This is a genomic window from Streptomyces africanus (assembly GCF_002150735.1).
Lineage (GTDB): Bacteria > Actinomycetota > Actinomycetes > Streptomycetales > Streptomycetaceae > Streptomyces > Streptomyces africanus.
Genome location: NZ_MUKA01000017.1, coordinates 43,422 through 61,344 on the forward strand (window position 1 = coordinate 43,422; position 17,923 = coordinate 61,344).

A 17,923-nucleotide genomic window follows, 5' to 3' on the forward strand; every position below is an offset into this window, starting at 1 on the left:
CCTTGACGCCGGATCAGGCGGTGCCTTCCCCCGCCTGGTCCTGGAGGAAGACGCTCACCTGGTGGGCCAGGCTGTCGCGCAGCGCGCCCTGCTGCGTCCCGGCGGGCCCTTCCTGCGCGCCGATGCCGCCCGACCACAGCCGGCGGTCGGCCCACTCCTCCTCGACGCGCAGCTGGACCTGGACGTCCACGAGGCTGAGGGACGCCTCGGCGCCTGCCGCGTACAGCACGGCGGTGGCCCGGCGCAGCGGGTAGACGTCGAAGCCCTCGATGAACTGCGAGTTGCGCCAGTCGAGGAAGGCACTCTCCCCTTCCGGGCCGATCCGCACGTCGATCTGGCCGTCCTCGAGATGGATGCCGAGGTGCCGGCTGCCGCGGTTCTCGACGGTCACGCGGAGACTGAAGTACGTCAGCCCCTCCGCGGCGTCGTCCCGGCCGCGGGGCGGCTCGGCCAGTTCCAGACGGTGGACGCGGACGCGCAGACCGGCATGCTCGTCGTACTCCTGCCAGTCCCCGACCACGTTCGGCTCGTACACGCTGCCCCTCTCGACCTCTGGAAGCTGCTTCCTATCTGTGGTCCGAGCGCACTGTCAAATGAGCGGAATGCGCTGTGGCCTGGCAGTTCATCCCATTTGATCGGTGATCAAGCCGTGCCCAGCGGTTATCCGGAAACAAACGGAGAAAGCGCTTGCAGCGGCGTGCCGCACATCACTTTCCAGGGTGAAGATCAACGGGCCAGACGGCCCAGCAGGGCCGAGGCGGCACCGACGCCGAGGGTGGCGGCCACGCACAGCACCGCGAAGTCGGAGGCCAGGTGGTGCGGTGTGCCGAGGAGGAGCCCGCGCAGGGCGTCGACCTCGTAGCTGAGCGGGTTGGCCTTGCTGACCGCCTGGAGCCAGTCCGGCATCACGGACACCGGGTACAGGGCGCTGGAGCCGAAGAACAGCGGCATGGTGATCGCCTGCCCGAAACCCATGAGGCGGTCGCGGCTGAGGACGATGCCGGCGATGCCCGACGAGCGCGTCGGCCGGCTCTTCGGGGAAGGTCTCCGGCTCCATGCGGCCGGGATCAGCTCTGTCGCAGAGGCAATCGGTCCAAGGCGGGGGCAGGAGACGTACCCGAAACGGCAGCGGCTTCTGGAAAAGCCCATGCCCACGAATGGGCGTATTGTCGGAATTGTTTCGTGGTCTCCCCGCCCGGGAACGGGCGATGAAGTGCTTCGGACCGGAGGCACGTCCGTGGGAGACGCCCGGGCCCCCGGCGCCCTCCGTGAGGTCCGGGCCCGTGCTTCCCACGGTGTCTGTCCTTTCGGCACCTGCTCAGGGAGGTGCGCACCATGCGTATCGCCGGCAGCACCAGAACGCACCCCCACGACGACGCTCCCGACACCGCCGCGGCGTTCGAACGCCTCGCGCGGCTGCCCGAGGGGCCCGAGCGCAAGGCCCTGCGCGACGAGCTGGTCGAGGCCTGGCTGCCCATGGCCGAGCGGATCGCCGTCCGCTTCCGGGGCCGGGGCGAGGCCCTGGAGGACCTCTACCAGGTGGCTGCCCTCGGTCTCGTCAAGGCCGTCGACCACTACGACCCGGCGCGCGGCAACGCCTTCGAGGCCTACGCCGTGCCGACGGTCACCGGCGAGATCAAGCGCCACTTCCGCGACCACATGTGGACGCTGCACGTCCCCCGCCGGGTCCAGGACCTGCGCAACCGCGTACGGCACGCCGCCAAGGAGCTGTCGCAGACCACCCCCGGCCGCTCCCCCACGGTCGCCGAGATCGCCGAGTACGCCCACCTCACCGAGGGCGAGGTGCGCACCGGCATGGAGGCGCTGGAGTGCTTCTCCGCCCTGTCGCTGGAGGCGGAGATGCCCGGCACGGACGGCTACGCCCTCGGGGACGCGCTCGGCGGGCCGGACCCGGCCTTCGACACGGTCGTCAACCGCGTGGCCGTCAGGCCCTGTCTGGAGGCGCTGCCGGAGCGCGAGCGGATCATCCTCTACCTGCGGTTCTTCAAGGGCATGACGCAGAGCCGCATCGCGGAGCAGCTCGGCATCTCGCAGATGCACGTCTCCCGGCTGCTCAGCAGCTGCTTCGCCCATCTGCGCGAGGAGCTGCTGACCGAGGCCCGGTGACCGCCCTTCGCCTGCGCCGCCGGGGGATCACTGCTCCGGCGGCGCGTCGGGGATCTGGGTCGGTCCGACGCGGTCGAGGGCGTCCTCCAGCTCGGCCCGTATCTCCCGGGGCATCACACCCGTGCGTCCCCACACGAGGATCAGTTCCGCGACGTTGCGCAGCTTGATGTTGGTGTGCTGGGAGACCTCCTTCAGCACGGCCCAGCCCTGGTCGGGCGAGATCCGGCCGAGCACGACGACCATCCCGATCGCCTGGTCCACGACCGCGTGGGAGACGACCGCCTCCTTCAGCTGCCGGACTTCCTCCTGCAACTGGAAGATCCGCTCCGAGCCCCCGTCCGTGGGCATGGTCACCTCCGGGTCCGGTGCGCCGCTGTCCCCATGGCCTCGTGGGGTGCTTGAGTGCCTTGACACAGTGTCCGACGCCTCCATCGTCGTCACTCGGCCCGCCCCGGTGCCACCGGGGCGGTCCGGGCCGGTCCACCACACCGTTTTGCTGTCGTCGCCGGGGTACTCGGCAGGCGCCCACGGGGGTTCCGGTTGGACACTGGTGTCATTCCTCCGGTGGCTGCCAGGCCGACGAGATCAGGACGCGACTGCCATGAACCACGACATCCCCACCCCGTCCGGCACGAAGGACGTCATCTCTTCACACTCCGTGTTCGGCGCACCGTGCTGGGTGAGCCTGACCAGCCGGGACGTCAAGGCGACCGAGGAGTTCTACGGGGCCGTGCTGGGCTGGAAATGGCGGCCCGCCAAACTCGGCGACCGCTTCCGGATCGCGCTGGCGGACGGCTCGCCGGTGGCCGGGATCGCGGGGGTGGCCACCATGTGGCAGATGGCGGTGGCGTGGACGCCGTACTTCGCCGTGCGGAGCGCGGACGACGCGGTGGCACGGGTGCAGGAACGGATGGGCACGGTCGCGGTCGGGCCGATCTCGCTGCCGCCGGGGCGGGCGGCGCTGCTGGCCGACCGGGACGGGGCGTCCTTCGGGATCTGGGAGGGCGACCTGTTCACCGACTGGGAGACCTGGCGCAACGCGCAGCCGGCCTTCATCACGCTGCACACGCGGGACGCCTTCGACGCCGCCATCTTCTACGGCGAGGTCCTCGACTGGGCGTCTCAGAGCCCCGGCTGCTGCGAGGTCCACTACGAGGGCGGGGAGGTCGTGCTGCGCAGCCGCGGTGACGTGGTGGCGCGGATCGAGTCGGGGGCGCTGGAGGCGGCCCCCGACCCGACGATCCGGCCGCACTGGCAGGTCCACTTCAGCGTCGACGACGTCGAGGCCTGCACCCGGGCCGCGGAACTGCACGGTGGCAGCGTGCTGTCCAAGGGCAGCGACGAGGCCGTGCTGCGCGACCACGACGGCGCGCAGTTCACGGTGACGGCGCGCCGGGGCCGCTGACCGATCCGCTGACATCCCCTGGTCGCCGGCAGTCGGTCACCCGGCCTCGGTGCGGGAAGGCCGCGACAGCAGCACCAGGCTGCGTGCGTCGACCGTCAGCACCGTGCCCGCCTTGTGCTCCGCCTCGTCGGGCGGGCCCTCCGGGGCGGCGGTGTCGATCAGGGCCGTCCAGCGTTCGCCGTAGGCGGCGTCCGGGAGGCGGAAGTCGACCGGCTCCCAGTGGCTGTTGAACAGCAGGAGGAACGAGTCGTCGACGACCGGGTGGCCGCACGGGTCGGGTTCGGCGATGGCGTCGCCGTTGAGGAAGACCCCGACGGAGTGCGCGTCGCCGCGCTGCCAGTCGTCGTCGGTCATCTCCTGGGCGTCCGGCGCCAGCCACACCAGGTCGGGCAGCGGCTGGTCCGCGCGGGTCATGGTCTCGCCGAGGAAGAAGCGGCGGCGGCGCAGCACGGGGTGCCCGGTGCGCAGCCGGATGACGTACCGGGTGAACTCCAGCAGGTCGCGCTGCTCCTCGCTGAGCCGCCAGTCGATCCAGGAGCTCTCGTTGTCCTGGCAGTAGGCGTTGTTGTTGCCGCGCTGGGTGCGGCCGAGCTCGTCGCCGTGGCAGAGCATCGGGATGCCCTGGGAGAGCAGCAGCGTGGCGAGGAAGTTGCGCTGCTGGCGGGCGCGCAGCTCCAGGACGGCCGGGTCGCGGGTGGCACCCTCGGCGCCGCAGTTCCAGGACCGGTTGGTGCTCTCGCCGTCCTGGTTGTCCTCGCCGTTGTCCTCGTTGTGCTTGTCGTTGTAGGAGACGAGGTCGCGCAGGGTGAAACCGTCGTGCGCGGTCACGAAGTTGACGCTGGCGCGGGGCCGGCGGCGGCTGTGCTGGTACAGGTCGGAGGAGCCGGTCAGCCGGGAGGCGAACTCGCCGAGCGTGTGGTCCTCACCCCGCCAGAAGTCCCGGACCGCGTCGCGGTACATGCCGTTCCACTCCGACCACAGCGGCGGGAAGTTGCCCACCTGGTAGCCGCCCTCGCCGACGTCCCACGGCTCCGCGATCAGCTTGACGCGGCTGATCACCGGGTCCTGCTGGATCAGGTCGAAGAACGCCGACAGCCGGTCCACCTCGTGGAACTGCCGGGCCAGGGTGGCCGCGAGGTCGAAGCGGAAGCCGTCGACATGCATCTCGGTGACCCAGTACCGCAACGAGTCCATGATCAGCTGGAGCACGTAGGGGTGGCGCATCAGCAGGCTGTTGCCGGTGCCGGTGGTGTCGTAGTAGTGCTCCCAGTCGCCGTCGACCAGGCGGTAGTACGAGGAGTTGTCGATGCCGCGGAAGGACAGGGTGGGGCCCTTCTCGTTGCCCTCGGCGGTGTGGTTGTAGACCACGTCGAGGATCACCTCGAGCCCGGCCGCGTGCAGGGTCTTCACCATCTGCTTGAACTCGGCGACCTGCCGGCCGCGGGTGCCGTGGGCGGCGTAGCCGTTGTGCGGCGCGAAGAAGCCGATCGTGTTGTAGCCCCAGTAGTTGGCCAGGCCGCGGTCGTGCAGCACGCCGTCGTGGACGAACTGGTGCACCGGCATCAGTTCCACCGCCGTGACGCCGAGCGAGGTGAGGTGCTCGACGGCCGCGGGGTGGGCGAGCCCGGCGTAGGTGCCGCGCAGTTCCGCGGGCACCCCGGGATGGGTGCGGGTCAGGCCCTTGACGTGCGCCTCGTAGATCACCGTGTCGGCGTAGGGCCGGCAGGGCCGGGCGTCGTCGCCCCAGTCGAAGGCCGGGTCGGTCACCACACCGAGCATGGTGTGCCCGGCGCTGTCGGCCGGGTCGGGGCCGTCCGGGTTCCGTTCGTAGAGCGAGGGGTGGTTGTCGATCTGCCCGTCGACCGCGCGTGCGTAGGGGTCGAGGAGCAGCTTCGCCGGGTTGCAGCGGTGGCCGGCGGCGGGAGCCCACGGCCCGTGCACGCGGTAGCCGTAGCGCTGGCCGGGGCCGACGCCGGGGAGGTAGCCGTGCCAGACGAAGCCGTCGACCTCGGTCAGCGGTACCCGGGTGTGGGTGCCGTCGTCGTCGACGAGGATCAGCTCGACGCGTTCGGCCACCTCGCTGAAGAGCGCGAAGTTGGTGCCCTCCCCGTCGTAGTCCGCGCCCAGCGGGTAGGGGCGTCCGCTCCACGCGGACGCCCCTTTCCGGGTCTGCCGCCGGGTCACCGGGCGTCCTCCAGGACCTCGTCCGGAGTGCCGGCCGGGCCGGCCAGCTGTGCGACGCGCACCTCGCGGGGCACGTCGAGGCCCTCGCTGAGGTGCGGGAAGGGCGCGGTCGGCACCAGCGGGACGCGTTCGCCGGCCCGGGCGCGCTGCGAGAACCAGATGACCTTGCTGCCGGTCTCGGTGGCGCAGCAGCCCCAGCCGTCGCTCATCGCCGCGAGGTGCTCCAGACAGCCACGAAGCTCCTGGTCCGGGCGCAGAGCGCGGTCGTTGTCCCCGATGGCGGTGATCAGGTGCTGCCCGTTCCACCACATCTCGATCGACGTGTTCTTGTCCGTGGCGTGCTCATCGATCGCCTTGAGCAGCATCTCGGCACCGCCGCAGACGGGCTGGATCAGGTTGTCCAGGTCCCAGAACCTCAGGTGAGCGGCCAGAATGCGGCTGACCTGTCCCACCCGTTCCGGGCTGACTTCCACGTCGAGGTGGTAGTAGCAGGGCACTGCGGTCTTCATCGGTCGGCTCCTCACCGCGAAGCTCAGCTCCTCCTCGCTCCCGCGGTCCTGCGGGACGAGCCCCGAACACGGAACGTGAGCGCGTATCGCTTCTGAGTCACCCTCAGCCTGAGGGTGCTAGCCCGTTCGTGCAACACGAGCGCACAGATGAGGCGCTGGAGCGCCCAAGTGAGCAAGCCTGGGCGATGTCGGCGGCTCAGTCGAGCCGCTATTGGTTGAAGATCCAACAAGACGTTGCGTCGTCACCCGTGCACCATGTGTGAAGAACTCGATCGCCGTTACGGGTCCGTGCCGCTGTGCGCACGGCCGCCGTCCGACCGTCGGGGAGACCGTGCCCCTCGTAGCCCGAAAGGTGATCGGCGCCATGCTGCTACCCGCCAAAGCCGAAGTCGCCCGGCAGTTGCGGCGTTACCGGGCCTGGGAACGCGTGATGCTCGCGGCACCGAACGACCGCACGGTGCGGACCACGTTCGAGGACTCCGGCTACACGCTCTGTGTGCTGATGGGCAAGCGCTGCGCGCGGGAGGCGGCGGACGCGGCCGAGCGGTATCTGCGCACGAACCAGGTCGCCTCGGTCCAGGAACAGAACCAGGTCGCCTCTGCGCCGGAACCGCAGACGGCCTGCGCACACGAACCGCAGGTCACCTATGCGCGCGAACCGCAGGCCGCCTACGCGCAGGACCCGCAGGTCACCTGTCTGCAGGAACAGGCCGAACGGCCCCGTCCGGCCACCGCGGTCCGGCGAAGACCGCCGGCGGCGGAGCGGCGCTCCCCCGCGGGACGGTAGCCGCCTTCCCAAACTTCTTGTCCCCTGGACCGGGCCCGTGGGCCCGGCTTTCGAGCACGGTGGAGGTGAGGACCATGAGCAGGACCCGGGCCATCGGCCGTATCCCGGTACGGGACGTCCGCCCGGCCGTGGAGGGCGGCAACCGGCCGGCCAAGGCGGTCGTGGGAGAGACGTTCGAGGTCACCGCCACCGTGTTCCGGGAGGGGCACGACGCGGTCGCCGCCCATGTCGTCCTGAAGGATCCGGAGGGCCGCCCCGGCCCGTGGACGCCGATGCGTGAGCTGGCCCCGGGCAGCGACCGCTGGGGCGCGGAGGTCACCGCGGACGCCGTCGGCCGCTGGACGTACCGGGTGGAGGCCTGGAGCGATCCGGTGGCCACCTGGCGCCACACGGCGGGCATAAAGGTGCCGGCCGGCATCGATCCCGGTCTGGTCCTCGAAGAGGGCGCCGAACTCCACGAGCGAGCGGCGGCCGGCGTTCCCAGGGAAGCCGGCCGCGGTGTGCTGCTCGACGCCGCGCAGGCGCTGCGCGACGACACGCTGCCCCCGGCGGCGCGGCTGGCGGCGGCGTTGACGCCGGAGGTGGACGAGGTCCTGGCCCGCCATCCGCTGCGGGACCTGGTCACGACCTCCGAGCCGCTGCCCCTGCTCGTGGAGCGGGAGCGGGCCCTGTACGGCTCCTGGTACGAGTTCTTCCCGCGCTCGGAGGGCACCCGGCAGCAGCCGCACGGCACGTTCCGCACCGCGGCCCGCCGGCTGCCGGCGATCGCGGCGATGGGCTTCGACGTGGTCTACCTGCCCCCGATCCACCCCATCGGCACGACCTTCCGCAAGGGCAGGAACAACACCCTCTCCCCCGGCCCCGACGACGTCGGCGTGCCCTGGGCGATCGGCTCGCCCGAGGGCGGCCACGACGCCGTCCACCCCCGGCTGGGCACCCTGGAGGACTTCGTCTGGTTCGTGGACCGGGCCCGGGAGCTGGGGCTGGAGATCGCGCTGGACTTCGCCCTGCAGTGCTCCCCGGACCACCCCTGGGTGCAAAAACACCCCGAGTGGTTCCACCACCGCCCGGACGGCACCATCGCCTACGCGGAGAACCCGCCGAAGAAGTACCAGGACATCTATCCCATCGCCTTCGACGCCGACATGGACGGCCTGATCGCCGAGACCTGCCGGGTGCTGCGGCACTGGATGGATGCCGGGGTGCGGATCTTCCGGGTGGACAACCCGCACACCAAGCCGGTCGTCTTCTGGGAGCGGGTCATCGCGGACATCAACCGCACCGACCCCGACGTGATCTTCCTGGCCGAGGCGTTCACCCGCCCGGCGATGATGCACACGCTGGCCCAGATCGGCTTCCAGCAGTCCTACACGTACTTCACCTGGCGCAACACCAAGCAGGAGCTGACCGAGTACCTCACGGAGCTGTCCGGGGAGGCCGCCTCCTACATGCGGCCGAACTTCTTCGCCAACACCCCCGACATCCTGCACGCCTACCTCCAGCACGGCGGCCGCCCCGCCTTCGAGGTCCGCGCCGTCCTCGCCGCGACCCTCTCCCCGGCCTGGGGCATCTACTCCGGCTACGAGCTGTGTGAGAACACCCCGCTGAAAGAGGGCAGCGAGGAGTACCTCGACTCGGAGAAGTACCAGCTCAGGCACCGCGACTGGGAAGCCGCCGAACGCGAGGGCCGCACCATCACCCCGCTGCTGACCCGGCTCAACACCATCCGCCGGGAACACCCCGCGCTGCACCGGCTCAGGAACCTGCGCTTCCACCACACGGACAACGACGCCCTCATCGCGTACAGCAAGCGCACCGGCTCCGACGTCGTCCTGGTGGTCGCCAACCTCGACCCGCACCACGCCCAGGAGGCCACGGTCTCCTTGGACATGCCGCAACTCGGCCTGGACTGGCACGCGTCGGTGCCGGTGCGCGACGAACTCACCGGCGAGACCTACCACTGGAGCAGGAACAACTACGTGCGCCTGGAGCCCGGGCGGGCTCCCGCGCATGTCTTCCACGTCCACTCGCCGCCCGCCTCGCAGGGGAACGGAGGGGCAGAAACGTCATGACCGTGAACGAGCCCGTGCTGGACACCTTCGAGGACACTCCCGCCAGGGACCGGGACCCTGAGTGGTTCAAGCGCGCCGTCTTCTACGAGGTGCTCGTCCGCTCGTTCCAGGACAGCGACGGTGACGGCGTCGGTGACCTGAAGGGCCTGACCGCAAAGCTCGACTACCTCCAGTGGCTCGGCGTCGACTGCCTGTGGCTGCCGCCGTTCTTCAAATCCCCCCTGCGCGACGGCGGCTACGACGTCTCCGACTACACGGCCGTGCTGCCGGAGTTCGGTGACCTGGCCGACTTCGTGGAGTTCGTGGACGCCGCCCACCAGCGCGGCATGCGCGTGATCATCGACTTCGTCATGAACCACACCAGCGACCAGCACCCGTGGTTCCAGGAGTCGCGCAAGGACCCCGACGGCCCCTACGGCGACTACTACGTGTGGGCCGACGACGACAAGGGCTATCCGGACGCCCGGATCATCTTCGTCGACACCGAGACGTCGAACTGGACGTTCGACCCGGTGCGCGGCCAGTACTTCTTCCACCGCTTCTTCTCGCACCAGCCGGACCTCAACTACGAGAACCCGCGCGTCCAGGAGGAGATCCTGGCCGCGCTGAAGTTCTGGCTGGACCTGGGCATCGACGGCTTCCGGCTGGACGCGGTGCCGTACCTGTACGCGGCCGAGGACACCAACTGCGAGAACCTGCCCGCCACGCACTCCTTCCTGAAGCGGGTGCGCAAGGAGATCGACGCGCAGTACCCGGACACCGTGCTGCTCGCGGAGGCCAACCAGTGGCCCGAGGACGTCGTCGACTACTTCGGCGACTACGCGAGCGGCGGCGACGAGTGCCACATGGCGTTCCACTTCCCGGTCATGCCGCGCATCTTCATGGCGGTGCGGCGCGAGTCCCGCTACCCGGTCTCGGAAATCCTGGCCAAGACCCCGGCCATCCCCTCGGGCTGCCAGTGGGGCATGTTCCTGCGCAACCACGACGAGCTGACCCTCGAAATGGTCACCGACGAAGAGCGCGACTACATGTGGGCCGAGTACGCCAAGGACCCGCGCATGCGCGCCAACATCGGCATCCGCAGGCGCCTCGCTCCCCTGCTGGACAACGACCGGCACACCATCGAACTGTTCACCGCGCTGCTGCTGGCCCTGCCCGGCTCGCCCATCCTGTACTACGGCGACGAGATCGGCATGGGCGACAACATCTGGCTCGGCGACCGGGACGCGGTGCGCACCCCGATGCAGTGGACGCCCGACCGCAACGCCGGGTTCTCCACCTGCGACCCGGGCCGCCTCTACCTGCCGGCGATCATGGACCCGGTCTACGGCCATCAGGTCACCAACGTCGAGGCGTCGATGTCGTCGCCGTCGTCGCTGCTGCACTGGACCCGCCGCATGATCGAGATCCGCAAGCAGAACCCGGCCTTCGGCCTCGGCTCGTACACCGAACTGTCGTCCTCCAACCCCGCGGTGCTGGCCTTCCTGCGCGAGTACGAGGACGACCTGGTGCTGTGCGTGAACAACTTCGCGCGGTTCGCGCAGCCCACCGAACTCGATCTGCGCGAGTTCGCCGGGCGCCATCCGGTGGAGCTGTTCGGCGGGGTCCGCTTCCCCGCGATCGGCGAGCTGCCGTATCTGCTGACCCTCGGGGGCCACGGCTTCTACTGGTTCCGGCTCACTCGAGTCGCATCCCGCATCGGCCGGCGACTGTGAGCACGCGCCGACGAAAGGAGGCGTGACCATGCCGAAGACCGCATCCCTCGGCCCGGGTCTCACGCGCCTGGCCGAGCCCATGGAGTCGCTCGGCGGGCTGCTGCGCGACTGGCTGCCCCGGCAGCGCTGGTTCGCGGGCAAGGACCGGCCCGTCACGGAGCTCGGTCTGCTGTCGATGACCGAGCTGTTCCCGGGCTGTCTGCACCTGCTGGTCCACGCCGGTCACGCCGGTCACACGGGTGTGCCGTCCCCGGGCGGCGCTCCCCCGGCCGGCGACTGCTACCAGCTTCTGCTCGGCGTGCGGGAGCATCCGTCGCCACGTCTCGGGCGGGCGCTCATCGGGCGGGTGCAGGACGGGCCGCTGGCCGGTCTGACGGTCTACGACGCGCTGCACGACCCCCGTTCGGCCCAGCTCCTCCTGGACCGGCTGCGCCACCCCGGCACCGCCGGTCCCCTGCGGTTCGACTGCCACCCGGACCAGCCGGTGCCCGGCGGACTGGTGCCGCGGCTGCTGGACGCGGAGCAGTCCAACTCCTCGCTGGTGTACGGCGACGAGTACATCCTGAAGGTCTTCCGGCGCATCCAGCCGGGCGTCAACCCGGACCTGGAGGTGCCGGGCGCGCTGGCCCGGCAGGGCTGCCACCGGGTGCCCGCGCCCGTGGCCTGGTTCCAGACGAAGCATCCGTTCAAGGCCACTCTCGGCGTGCTCCAGCCGTATCTGCGGGACGCCTCCGACGGCTGGACGCTGGCGCTGCACGCCCTGGCCGCCGGCGACGACTTCACGGCCCAGGCCCGGGCGCTGGGCGCGGCCACGGCGGAGGTGCACCTTGCCCTCGCCTCGGCCTTCCCGGTCGGCGAGCCCGGGGAGAACGGGCGTACGGCGGCCGCCATGACCGAACGGCTGGCCGCCGCCGCGCACTGCGTGCCCGCGCTCCAGCCGTACGTGCCGGGCCTGCGGACCGCGTTCGCCGCCCTCACCACCTGCGACGCCGGGCCGCCCGCCCAGCGCATCCACGGCGACCTGCACCTGGGTCAGGTGCTGCGGGCCGGACGCGAGTGGTTCGTCATCGACTTCGAGGGCGAGCCGTCCCGGCCGCTCTCCGAACGGCGCAGCGCCCACTCCCCCGTGCGGGACATCGCCGGGATGCTGCGCTCCTTCGACTACGCCGCCCGGCAGCGCCGCCCCTGGCGCCCGGAGTGGGCGCGACGCTGCCGCGAGGCCTACTGCGCGGGCTATGCCGCCCGCGCCGGCTGGGACCCGCGCAAGAAGCACGGACTGCTCCGGGCCTATGAGACGGACCGGGCCGTGTACGAGGTGCTGTACGAGGCACGGCACCGCCCCGACTGGCTGCCTGTACCGATGGCGGCGATCGAGCGCCTCGCTGTGAGAGGAGACTGAGCCGTGGCCCTGCGCGACACCTCAATCCCGGAGCCGTCCGGCCCGGTCCCGGGCGCGACCGCGCCCGCCCTGAGCCCTCAGGATCGCGGGCGCCTGCTGGCGGGCGCCCATCACGATCCGCACGCGCTGCTGGGCGCCCACCCGGTCCCCGGCGGGATCCTGTTCCGGGCACTGCGCCCCTTCGCCCGCTCGGTGAGCGTGGTGGCCGGCGGCAAGCGCACCCCGCTCGTCTCGGAGGGCGACGGCCTGTTCGCCGGCGTGCTGCCGCTGACGGAGATCCCCGCGTACACGCTGCACGTGGTGTACGAGGGCGGTGAGCAGGAGGTGCACGACCCGTACCGTTTCCTGCCCGCGCTCGGCGAGCTCGACCTGCACCTGATCCGCGAGGGCCGGCACGAGCAGCTGTGGCAGGCCCTCGGCGCGCAGCCCATGACCCACGAGGGCGTGACCGGCACCCGGTTCACGGTGTGGGCGCCGAACGCGCAGGGCGTGCGGGTCGCCGCGGACTTCACCTACTGGGACGGGACGCAGTTCCCGATGCGCTCGCTCGGCGCGTCCGGTGTGTGGGAGCTGTTCCTGCCGGGCGTCGGTGAGGGCACGGCGTACAAGTTCGAGATCACCTCCCGCTACGGCCACCGCTTCCTCAAGGCGGACCCGATGGCCCGCCGCACCGAGGAGCCGCCCGACACGGCGTCGATCGTGACGGCCTCGCACTACGAGTGGGGCGACGCCCAGTGGATGGCGCACCGCGCCGGCACGCCGGTGCACGAGGCGCCGTTCTCGGTGTACGAGGTGCATCTGCCGTCCTGGCGCCCGGGCCTGGACTACCGGCAGCTCGCCGAGGAACTCCCGGCGTACGTCAAGGACCTCGGCTTCACGCACGTCGAGCTGATGCCGGTCGCAGAGCACCCCTTCCACGGCTCCTGGGGCTACCAGGTCACCGGCTTCTACGCGCCGACCGCGCGGCTCGGCACCCCGGACGACTTCCGGTACTTCGTCGACGCCTGCCACCGGGCGGGCATCGGCGTGATCATGGACTGGGTGCCGGCGCACTTCCCGAAGGACGACTGGGCGCTCGCCCGGTTCGACGGGGATCCGCTGTACGAGCCCGGGGACGCGCGGCGCGCCGAGCACCCGGACTGGGGCACGTACGAGTTCGACTTCGCCCGCACCGAGGTGCGCAACTTCCTCGTGGCGAACGCGGTGTACTGGTGCGAGGAGTTCCACATCGACGGGCTGCGCGTGGACGCGGTGGCGTCCATGCTCTACCTGGACTACTCGCGCGAGGACGGCCAGTGGGAGCCCAACGCCTACGGCGGCCGGGAGGACCTGGCGGCCATGGCGTTCCTCCAGGAGATGAACGCGACCGTGTACCGGCGTGCCCCGGGTGTGGTGACGATCGCGGAGGAGTCCACGGCCTGGGGCGGGGTGACGCAGCCCACCGACTCCGGCGGGCTCGGTTTCGGCCTGAAGTGGAACATGGGCTGGATGCACGACTCGCTGGAGTACCTGGCCCACGAGCCGGTGCACCGCAAGTACCACCACCACGAGATGACTTTCTCGATGGTGTACGCCTACAGCGAGAACTACGTCCTGCCGATCTCCCACGACGAGGTCGTGCACGGCAAGCAGGCGCTGGTGTCGAAGGCGCCGGGCGACTGGTGGCAGCGGCGCGCCAACGTCCGCGCCTACCTCGCCTTCATGTGGAGCCATCCCGGCAAGCAGCTGCTGTTCATGGGGCAGGAGTTCGCGCAGGGCGCCGAGTGGTCCGTGGAGCAGGGGCCGGAGTGGTGGCTGCTCGACGACGGCTACCACTCGGCGGGCGACCACCGGGGCGTGCGGGACCTGGTCCGCGACCTCAACACGGTCTACCGGGCGACGCCGGCGCTGTGGCAGTGCGACACCCGCCCGGAGGGCTTCCGGTGGGTGGCGGTGGACTCGGCCGACGACAACGTCTTCGCGTTCCTGCGGTACGACGCGCAGGGCGGGGCGCTGCTGGCGGTGTCGAACTTCTCCCCGGTCGTCCGGCACGACTACGGTCTCTGGGTCCCGGGGGACGCGGTCGCCTGGCAGGAGATCCTCAACACCGACGACCCGCGCTACGGCGGCAGCGGCGTCACCCACCCGGATCCGGTCAAACCGGAGGACGGCTGTGTCCGGATCACGCTGCCGCCGCTGGCCACCGTGTGGCTGACGCCGTTCGCTCCGTGAGTTCCCGCGGCCGCACCAGGTGTCCGACCCGCCGGTGAGGGGCACTGGGTGTCGTACCACCGGGAAGGCCCGGTGGCCGACGCGGCAGGGTCACGAAGGGCGGGCACAGGGTGCGCACTGTCGGAGTGGAGGAGGAGCTCCTCCTGGTCGATCCGGAGACCGGGGAACCGCGGGCGATGTCCGCCGCGGTGCTCGCCCGGGCCTCGCAGGACGACGCGGACAAGGACGTCTTCGAGAAGGAACTCCACGAGCAGATGCTGGAGTTCGCCACCCATCCGCAGTCGTCCATGGAGAGCCTGCGCGCGGAGATCGTCCGCTGCCGCAAGGAGGCGGCCCGGCACGCCGGGGAGCTCGGCTGCGCGGTCGCGGCCCTCGCCACGTCCCCGCTGCCGGTCAGTCCCGCGGTCGGCGTCAACCGCCGGTACCAGTGGATGGCCGACCAGTACGGCATCGCCACCCGGGAGCAGCTCGTCCTGGGCTGCCATGTGCATGTGTCCGTCGACTCCGACGAGGAGGGGGTCGCGGTCATCGACCGGGTGCGGCCCTGGCTTCAGGTGCTGACGGCGCTCAGCGCCAACTCGCCGTTCTGGCAGGGCAAGGACACGGGATACAGCAGCTACCGCAGCCGGGTGTGGCTGCGCTGGCCGTCGGCCGGCCCGACCGAGATCTTCGGCTCGGCCGAGCGGTACCACCGGCTGATCGCGGACATGGTGGCCACCGGCGCCCTCCTCGACGACGGGATGATCTACTTCGACGCGCGGCTCTCCCAGCGGTATCCGACGGTGGAGGTCCGGGTGTCGGACGTCTGTCTGCACTCCGGCACGGCCGCCCTGGTCGCCACGCTGGTCCGCGGGCTGGTCGAGACCGCCGCGCGCGAGTGGCGGGCCGGCCGGGAACCGCTCGGCCACAGTGTCAGTCTGCTGCGGCTGGCCGACTGGCTGGCCGCCCGGTCCGGTCTGTCGGGTGAGCTGCTGCATCCCGCGACCATGCGGCGTCTGCCCGCCGAGGCGGTCGTGCGTGCCCTGCTGGACCACGTCGAGGAGGCCCTCGCGGACACCGGTGACCTGGAGCGGGCCCGGGCCGCCTGCGAGGAGCTGCTGCGGGACGGCAACGGCGCACAGGCGCAGCGCGCGCTGATGGAGCGCACGGGGAGCCTGCGGGACGTCGTCACCGAGTGCGTCCGGCACACCCAGGCCTGAGACGTCCCGCCTCCTTCTGTCCCGCCTCACTCAGAGGATCAGAGCGAGGGCGTAGGCCAGGAAGAACGCCGCGATCAGCACCACGAGAACGATGATCACGGCCATTGGGGCCTTGGCCCAGCCCTTGGGCGGGTTGTGCGTCTCCCGGGGCCCTGCCTCGGGCAGGCTGCTCTCCGCGGGCGGGGTCTCGCCCGGCGGTACGCCGCCGCCCGGTTCCAGGCCGGAGCTGCGTTCGGGTTCGGGATCGGGACTGATGTGACTCATGCCGTCCGGGTCCCCCGATCACGCCGAGATCATCAGCGGGACGACTTCCGTATTTCCCGACCCCTGAGGGCCCCGGCTCGACTACATTCGAGCCCCGCCGATGACGCTACCCGTCGGCAACGTCACACCCCGTACCCGTCAGGAGCAGCATGCGCGACCTCGCCCTCGCTCCACCGGCCGTCTCGCCCCTGACCGGCGGGCTCGCCGACAGCGTCTTCGAGACCGCGGACCGCGAACCCACCCGGCCGGTGCTCGCCCGCCGGGCCGACCCGGCCGCCGCCTCCTGGGAGGAAGTGACGGCGATCGAGTTGCGCGACCAGGTGGTGGAGGTCGCCAAGGGACTGATCGCCTCGGGGACAGCGCCGGGACACCGCGTGGCGATCATGGCGCGCACCCGGTACGAGTGGACGGTCCTGTGCTACGCGCTGTGGGCCGTGGGTGCCGAGGTCGTCCCCATCTACCCGACGTCGTCGCGCGACCAGGTCGAGTGGATCCTGCGGGACGCCGGCTGTGTGGCCGTGGTGGTGGAGGACGAGCAGGGCGTGATGACCGTCGGCTCGGTGTGCGCGTCACTGCCGCTGCTGCGCCACGTCTGGCAGCTGGACGCGGGCGCGCTGGAGGACCTGGCCGCGCGTGGGGAGTTCGTCCCGCTCGCCACGGTCGACTCCATGCGCCGCATCGTGCTGCCGGACTCCACCGCCGTGATCGCCTACACCTCCGGCACCTCCGGCCACGCCATGGGCTGCGCCCTCAGCCACCGCAACCTGGCCGCCCCCTGCGACACGCTGCTGGCGGGCTGGGGCCACACAGCGGCACCGCGCGGCGAGCAGGGCTCCGTGCTGGCGTTCCTGCCCTTCTCCCATGTGTACGGGCTGATGATCCAGGGCCTGTGCCTGCGCGGCGGCCTGCTCATGGGCCACCAGGCCGAGCTGGGAGGGGAGGCACTGTCGTCGGCGCTGCGCTCCTTCAGGCCCACGTACTTCTACGCGGTCCCGTCGGTCTTCGAGAAGATCTACAAGAACTTCCTGCGCACGGCCCAGCAGGGCGGCCACGGCGGTCTGTTCGAGCGGGCCGCCGAGACGGCTCGGGAGTTCGCCGCGGCCCTGGAGCGCCAGCGGCTGGGCCGGGGCCGCGGGCCCGGCTTCGACCTGCGGCTCCAGCACGCCCTGTACGAGCGCACGGTGTACCGCAGGCTGCGGGCCGCGCTGGGCGGCCGGGTGCGGCGGGCGACCTCGGGCGGCTCTCCCCTCAGCCGCGATCTGTCGCTCTTCTACGAGGGCATCGGCATCTACGTGCACGACGGGTACGGCCTGACGGAGACCGGCGGCGGGGTGACGATGCAGCCGCTGGGCCGGGAGAAGTCCGGGACCGTCGGGCAGGCCCTGCCGGGCACGGAGATCCGGCTGGCGGAGGACGGGGAGATCCTGGTGCGCGGCCCGTCGGTGTTCCAGGGGTACGTGGGCGACCAGGCCCACACCCGGGCCGCGCTGCGCGGCGGCTGGCTGGCCACCGGGGACCTCGGGCAGCTGGACTCCGAGGGCTATCTGACGATCACCGGCCGCAAGAAGGACATCATCGTCACCAGCAGCGGCAAGAGCGTCGCCCCGGCCGCCCTGGAGCAGCGGCTGCGGATGCATCCGCTGGTCCACCAGGCGGTGGTCGTGGGCGACAACCAGCCCTGTGTCGGCGCCCTGATCACGCTGGACCCGGAGTTCCTGGCGCACTGGCGGGCGGCGCTGGCGCTGCAGGGCGAGATGCGGGAGGCGCGGGAGGAGAACGCGCTGCGGGAGGAGGTGGCGCGTGCCGTGGCGGCGGCCAACAGTTCCGTGTCGCGGTCGGAGTCGATCCGGGTGTTCCGGGTCCTGCCGGAGCCGTTCGACGTGACCAACGGGCTGCTGACGCCCTCGATGAAGCTGCGCCGGGACGAGATCGTGCGGCACTACGCGTCCGAGATCGACGCGATGTACCAGTCACGCAGGCGTCCCGGGCGGCCGAGCCCCCGGGACGAGCCGTCGAACTGGGACGACTCGGACAGCGTGTTCCGTTGAGCA

At 71.2% G+C, this 17,923-nt stretch carries 14 protein-coding genes and 1 pseudogene; 9 read left to right on the forward strand and 6 right to left on the reverse strand.

Annotated elements, in window-relative coordinates; all coding sequences use genetic code 11:
* Nucleotides 1-13: 13 nt before the first annotated feature.
* Together CCL05_RS02860 and CCL05_RS02865 are read right to left on the reverse strand one after the other, a co-directional pair.
* Entirely contained in the window at nucleotides 14-535 is a 522-nt protein-coding gene (locus tag CCL05_RS02860; RefSeq protein WP_086558882.1) for a hypothetical protein, read from the reverse strand.
* A gap of 191 nt (nucleotides 536-726) precedes the next feature.
* A pseudogene (locus CCL05_RS02865) lies at nucleotides 727-1,017 on the reverse strand (ABC transporter permease); the annotation flags it as partial.
* A gap of 318 nt (nucleotides 1,018-1,335) precedes the next feature.
* Between CCL05_RS02865 and CCL05_RS02870 the strand changes: the two are divergent.
* Complete coding sequence (locus tag CCL05_RS02870; protein WP_086558883.1) at nucleotides 1,336-2,127, forward strand: RNA polymerase sigma factor SigF; 792 nt, start codon at nucleotides 1,336-1,338, stop codon at nucleotides 2,125-2,127.
* A 27-nt stretch (nucleotides 2,128-2,154) separates the two neighbouring features.
* Here the strand turns inward: CCL05_RS02870 and CCL05_RS02875 are convergent, their stop codons facing one another.
* Nucleotides 2,155-2,475: an ANTAR domain-containing protein gene (locus CCL05_RS02875; RefSeq protein WP_208641333.1), complete on the reverse strand. Its 321-nt coding sequence runs from the start codon at nucleotides 2,473-2,475 to the stop codon at nucleotides 2,155-2,157.
* Nucleotides 2,476-2,728: 253 nt separating this feature from the next.
* Between CCL05_RS02875 and CCL05_RS02880 the strand changes: the two genes are divergently transcribed.
* Nucleotides 2,729-3,532 carry a VOC family protein gene (locus CCL05_RS02880; protein WP_086558885.1) on the forward strand — a complete coding sequence of 268 codons (804 nt, stop codon included), beginning with the start codon at nucleotides 2,729-2,731 and terminating at the stop codon, nucleotides 3,530-3,532.
* A gap of 36 nt (nucleotides 3,533-3,568) precedes the next feature.
* Here the strand turns inward: CCL05_RS02880 and glgX are convergent, their stop codons facing one another.
* Complete coding sequence (glgX, locus tag CCL05_RS02885; RefSeq protein WP_086558886.1) at nucleotides 3,569-5,716, reverse strand: glycogen debranching protein GlgX; 2,148 nt, start codon at nucleotides 5,714-5,716, stop codon at nucleotides 3,569-3,571.
* On the reverse strand, nucleotides 5,713-6,225 hold the full coding sequence (locus CCL05_RS02890; protein ID WP_086558887.1) for a pep a2: 513 nt from the start codon (nucleotides 6,223-6,225) through the stop codon (nucleotides 5,713-5,715). Before CCL05_RS02890 ends, glgX begins: the two co-directional genes overlap by 4 nt.
* A gap of 364 nt (nucleotides 6,226-6,589) precedes the next feature.
* Between CCL05_RS02890 and CCL05_RS47370 the strand changes: the two genes are divergently transcribed.
* From CCL05_RS47370 to CCL05_RS02920, 6 genes are all read left to right on the forward strand, one after another.
* Entirely contained in the window at nucleotides 6,590-7,012 is a 423-nt protein-coding gene (locus CCL05_RS47370) for a DUF5133 domain-containing protein (protein ID WP_086558888.1), read from the forward strand.
* 74 nt (nucleotides 7,013-7,086) lie between these two features.
* Nucleotides 7,087-9,084 carry an alpha-1,4-glucan--maltose-1-phosphate maltosyltransferase gene (locus CCL05_RS02900; RefSeq protein ID WP_086558889.1) on the forward strand — a complete coding sequence of 666 codons (1,998 nt, stop codon included), beginning with the start codon at nucleotides 7,087-7,089 and terminating at the stop codon, nucleotides 9,082-9,084.
* A complete protein-coding gene (gene treS / locus CCL05_RS02905) occupies nucleotides 9,081-10,799 on the forward strand; it encodes a maltose alpha-D-glucosyltransferase (protein ID WP_086558890.1) in 1,719 nt (572 codons plus the stop codon). The genes CCL05_RS02900 and treS overlap by 4 nt, the downstream gene beginning before the upstream one ends.
* Before the next feature lie 28 nt (nucleotides 10,800-10,827).
* Entirely contained in the window at nucleotides 10,828-12,198 is a 1,371-nt protein-coding gene (locus CCL05_RS02910; protein ID WP_086558891.1) for a maltokinase N-terminal cap-like domain-containing protein, read from the forward strand.
* Between the two features lie 3 nt (nucleotides 12,199-12,201).
* Entirely contained in the window at nucleotides 12,202-14,409 is a 2,208-nt protein-coding gene (glgB, locus tag CCL05_RS02915; RefSeq protein ID WP_086558892.1) for a 1,4-alpha-glucan branching enzyme, read from the forward strand.
* A 110-nt stretch (nucleotides 14,410-14,519) separates the two neighbouring features.
* Entirely contained in the window at nucleotides 14,520-15,608 is a 1,089-nt protein-coding gene (locus CCL05_RS02920; protein WP_086558893.1) for a glutamate--cysteine ligase 2, read from the forward strand.
* Between the two features lie 30 nt (nucleotides 15,609-15,638).
* On the opposite strand, the gene CCL05_RS02925 is transcribed toward CCL05_RS02920, so the two are convergent.
* Nucleotides 15,639-15,872, reverse strand: coding sequence for a DUF6480 family protein (locus CCL05_RS02925; protein ID WP_086558894.1), 234 nt, complete (start codon nucleotides 15,870-15,872; stop codon nucleotides 15,639-15,641).
* A gap of 149 nt (nucleotides 15,873-16,021) precedes the next feature.
* Between CCL05_RS02925 and CCL05_RS02930 the strand changes: the two genes are divergently transcribed.
* Nucleotides 16,022-17,920 (forward strand): AMP-dependent synthetase/ligase, encoded by a 1,899-nt coding sequence (locus CCL05_RS02930; RefSeq protein WP_086558895.1) that lies wholly within the window; start codon nucleotides 16,022-16,024, stop codon nucleotides 17,918-17,920.
* The last annotated feature ends 3 nt before the right edge of the window (nucleotides 17,921-17,923 follow it).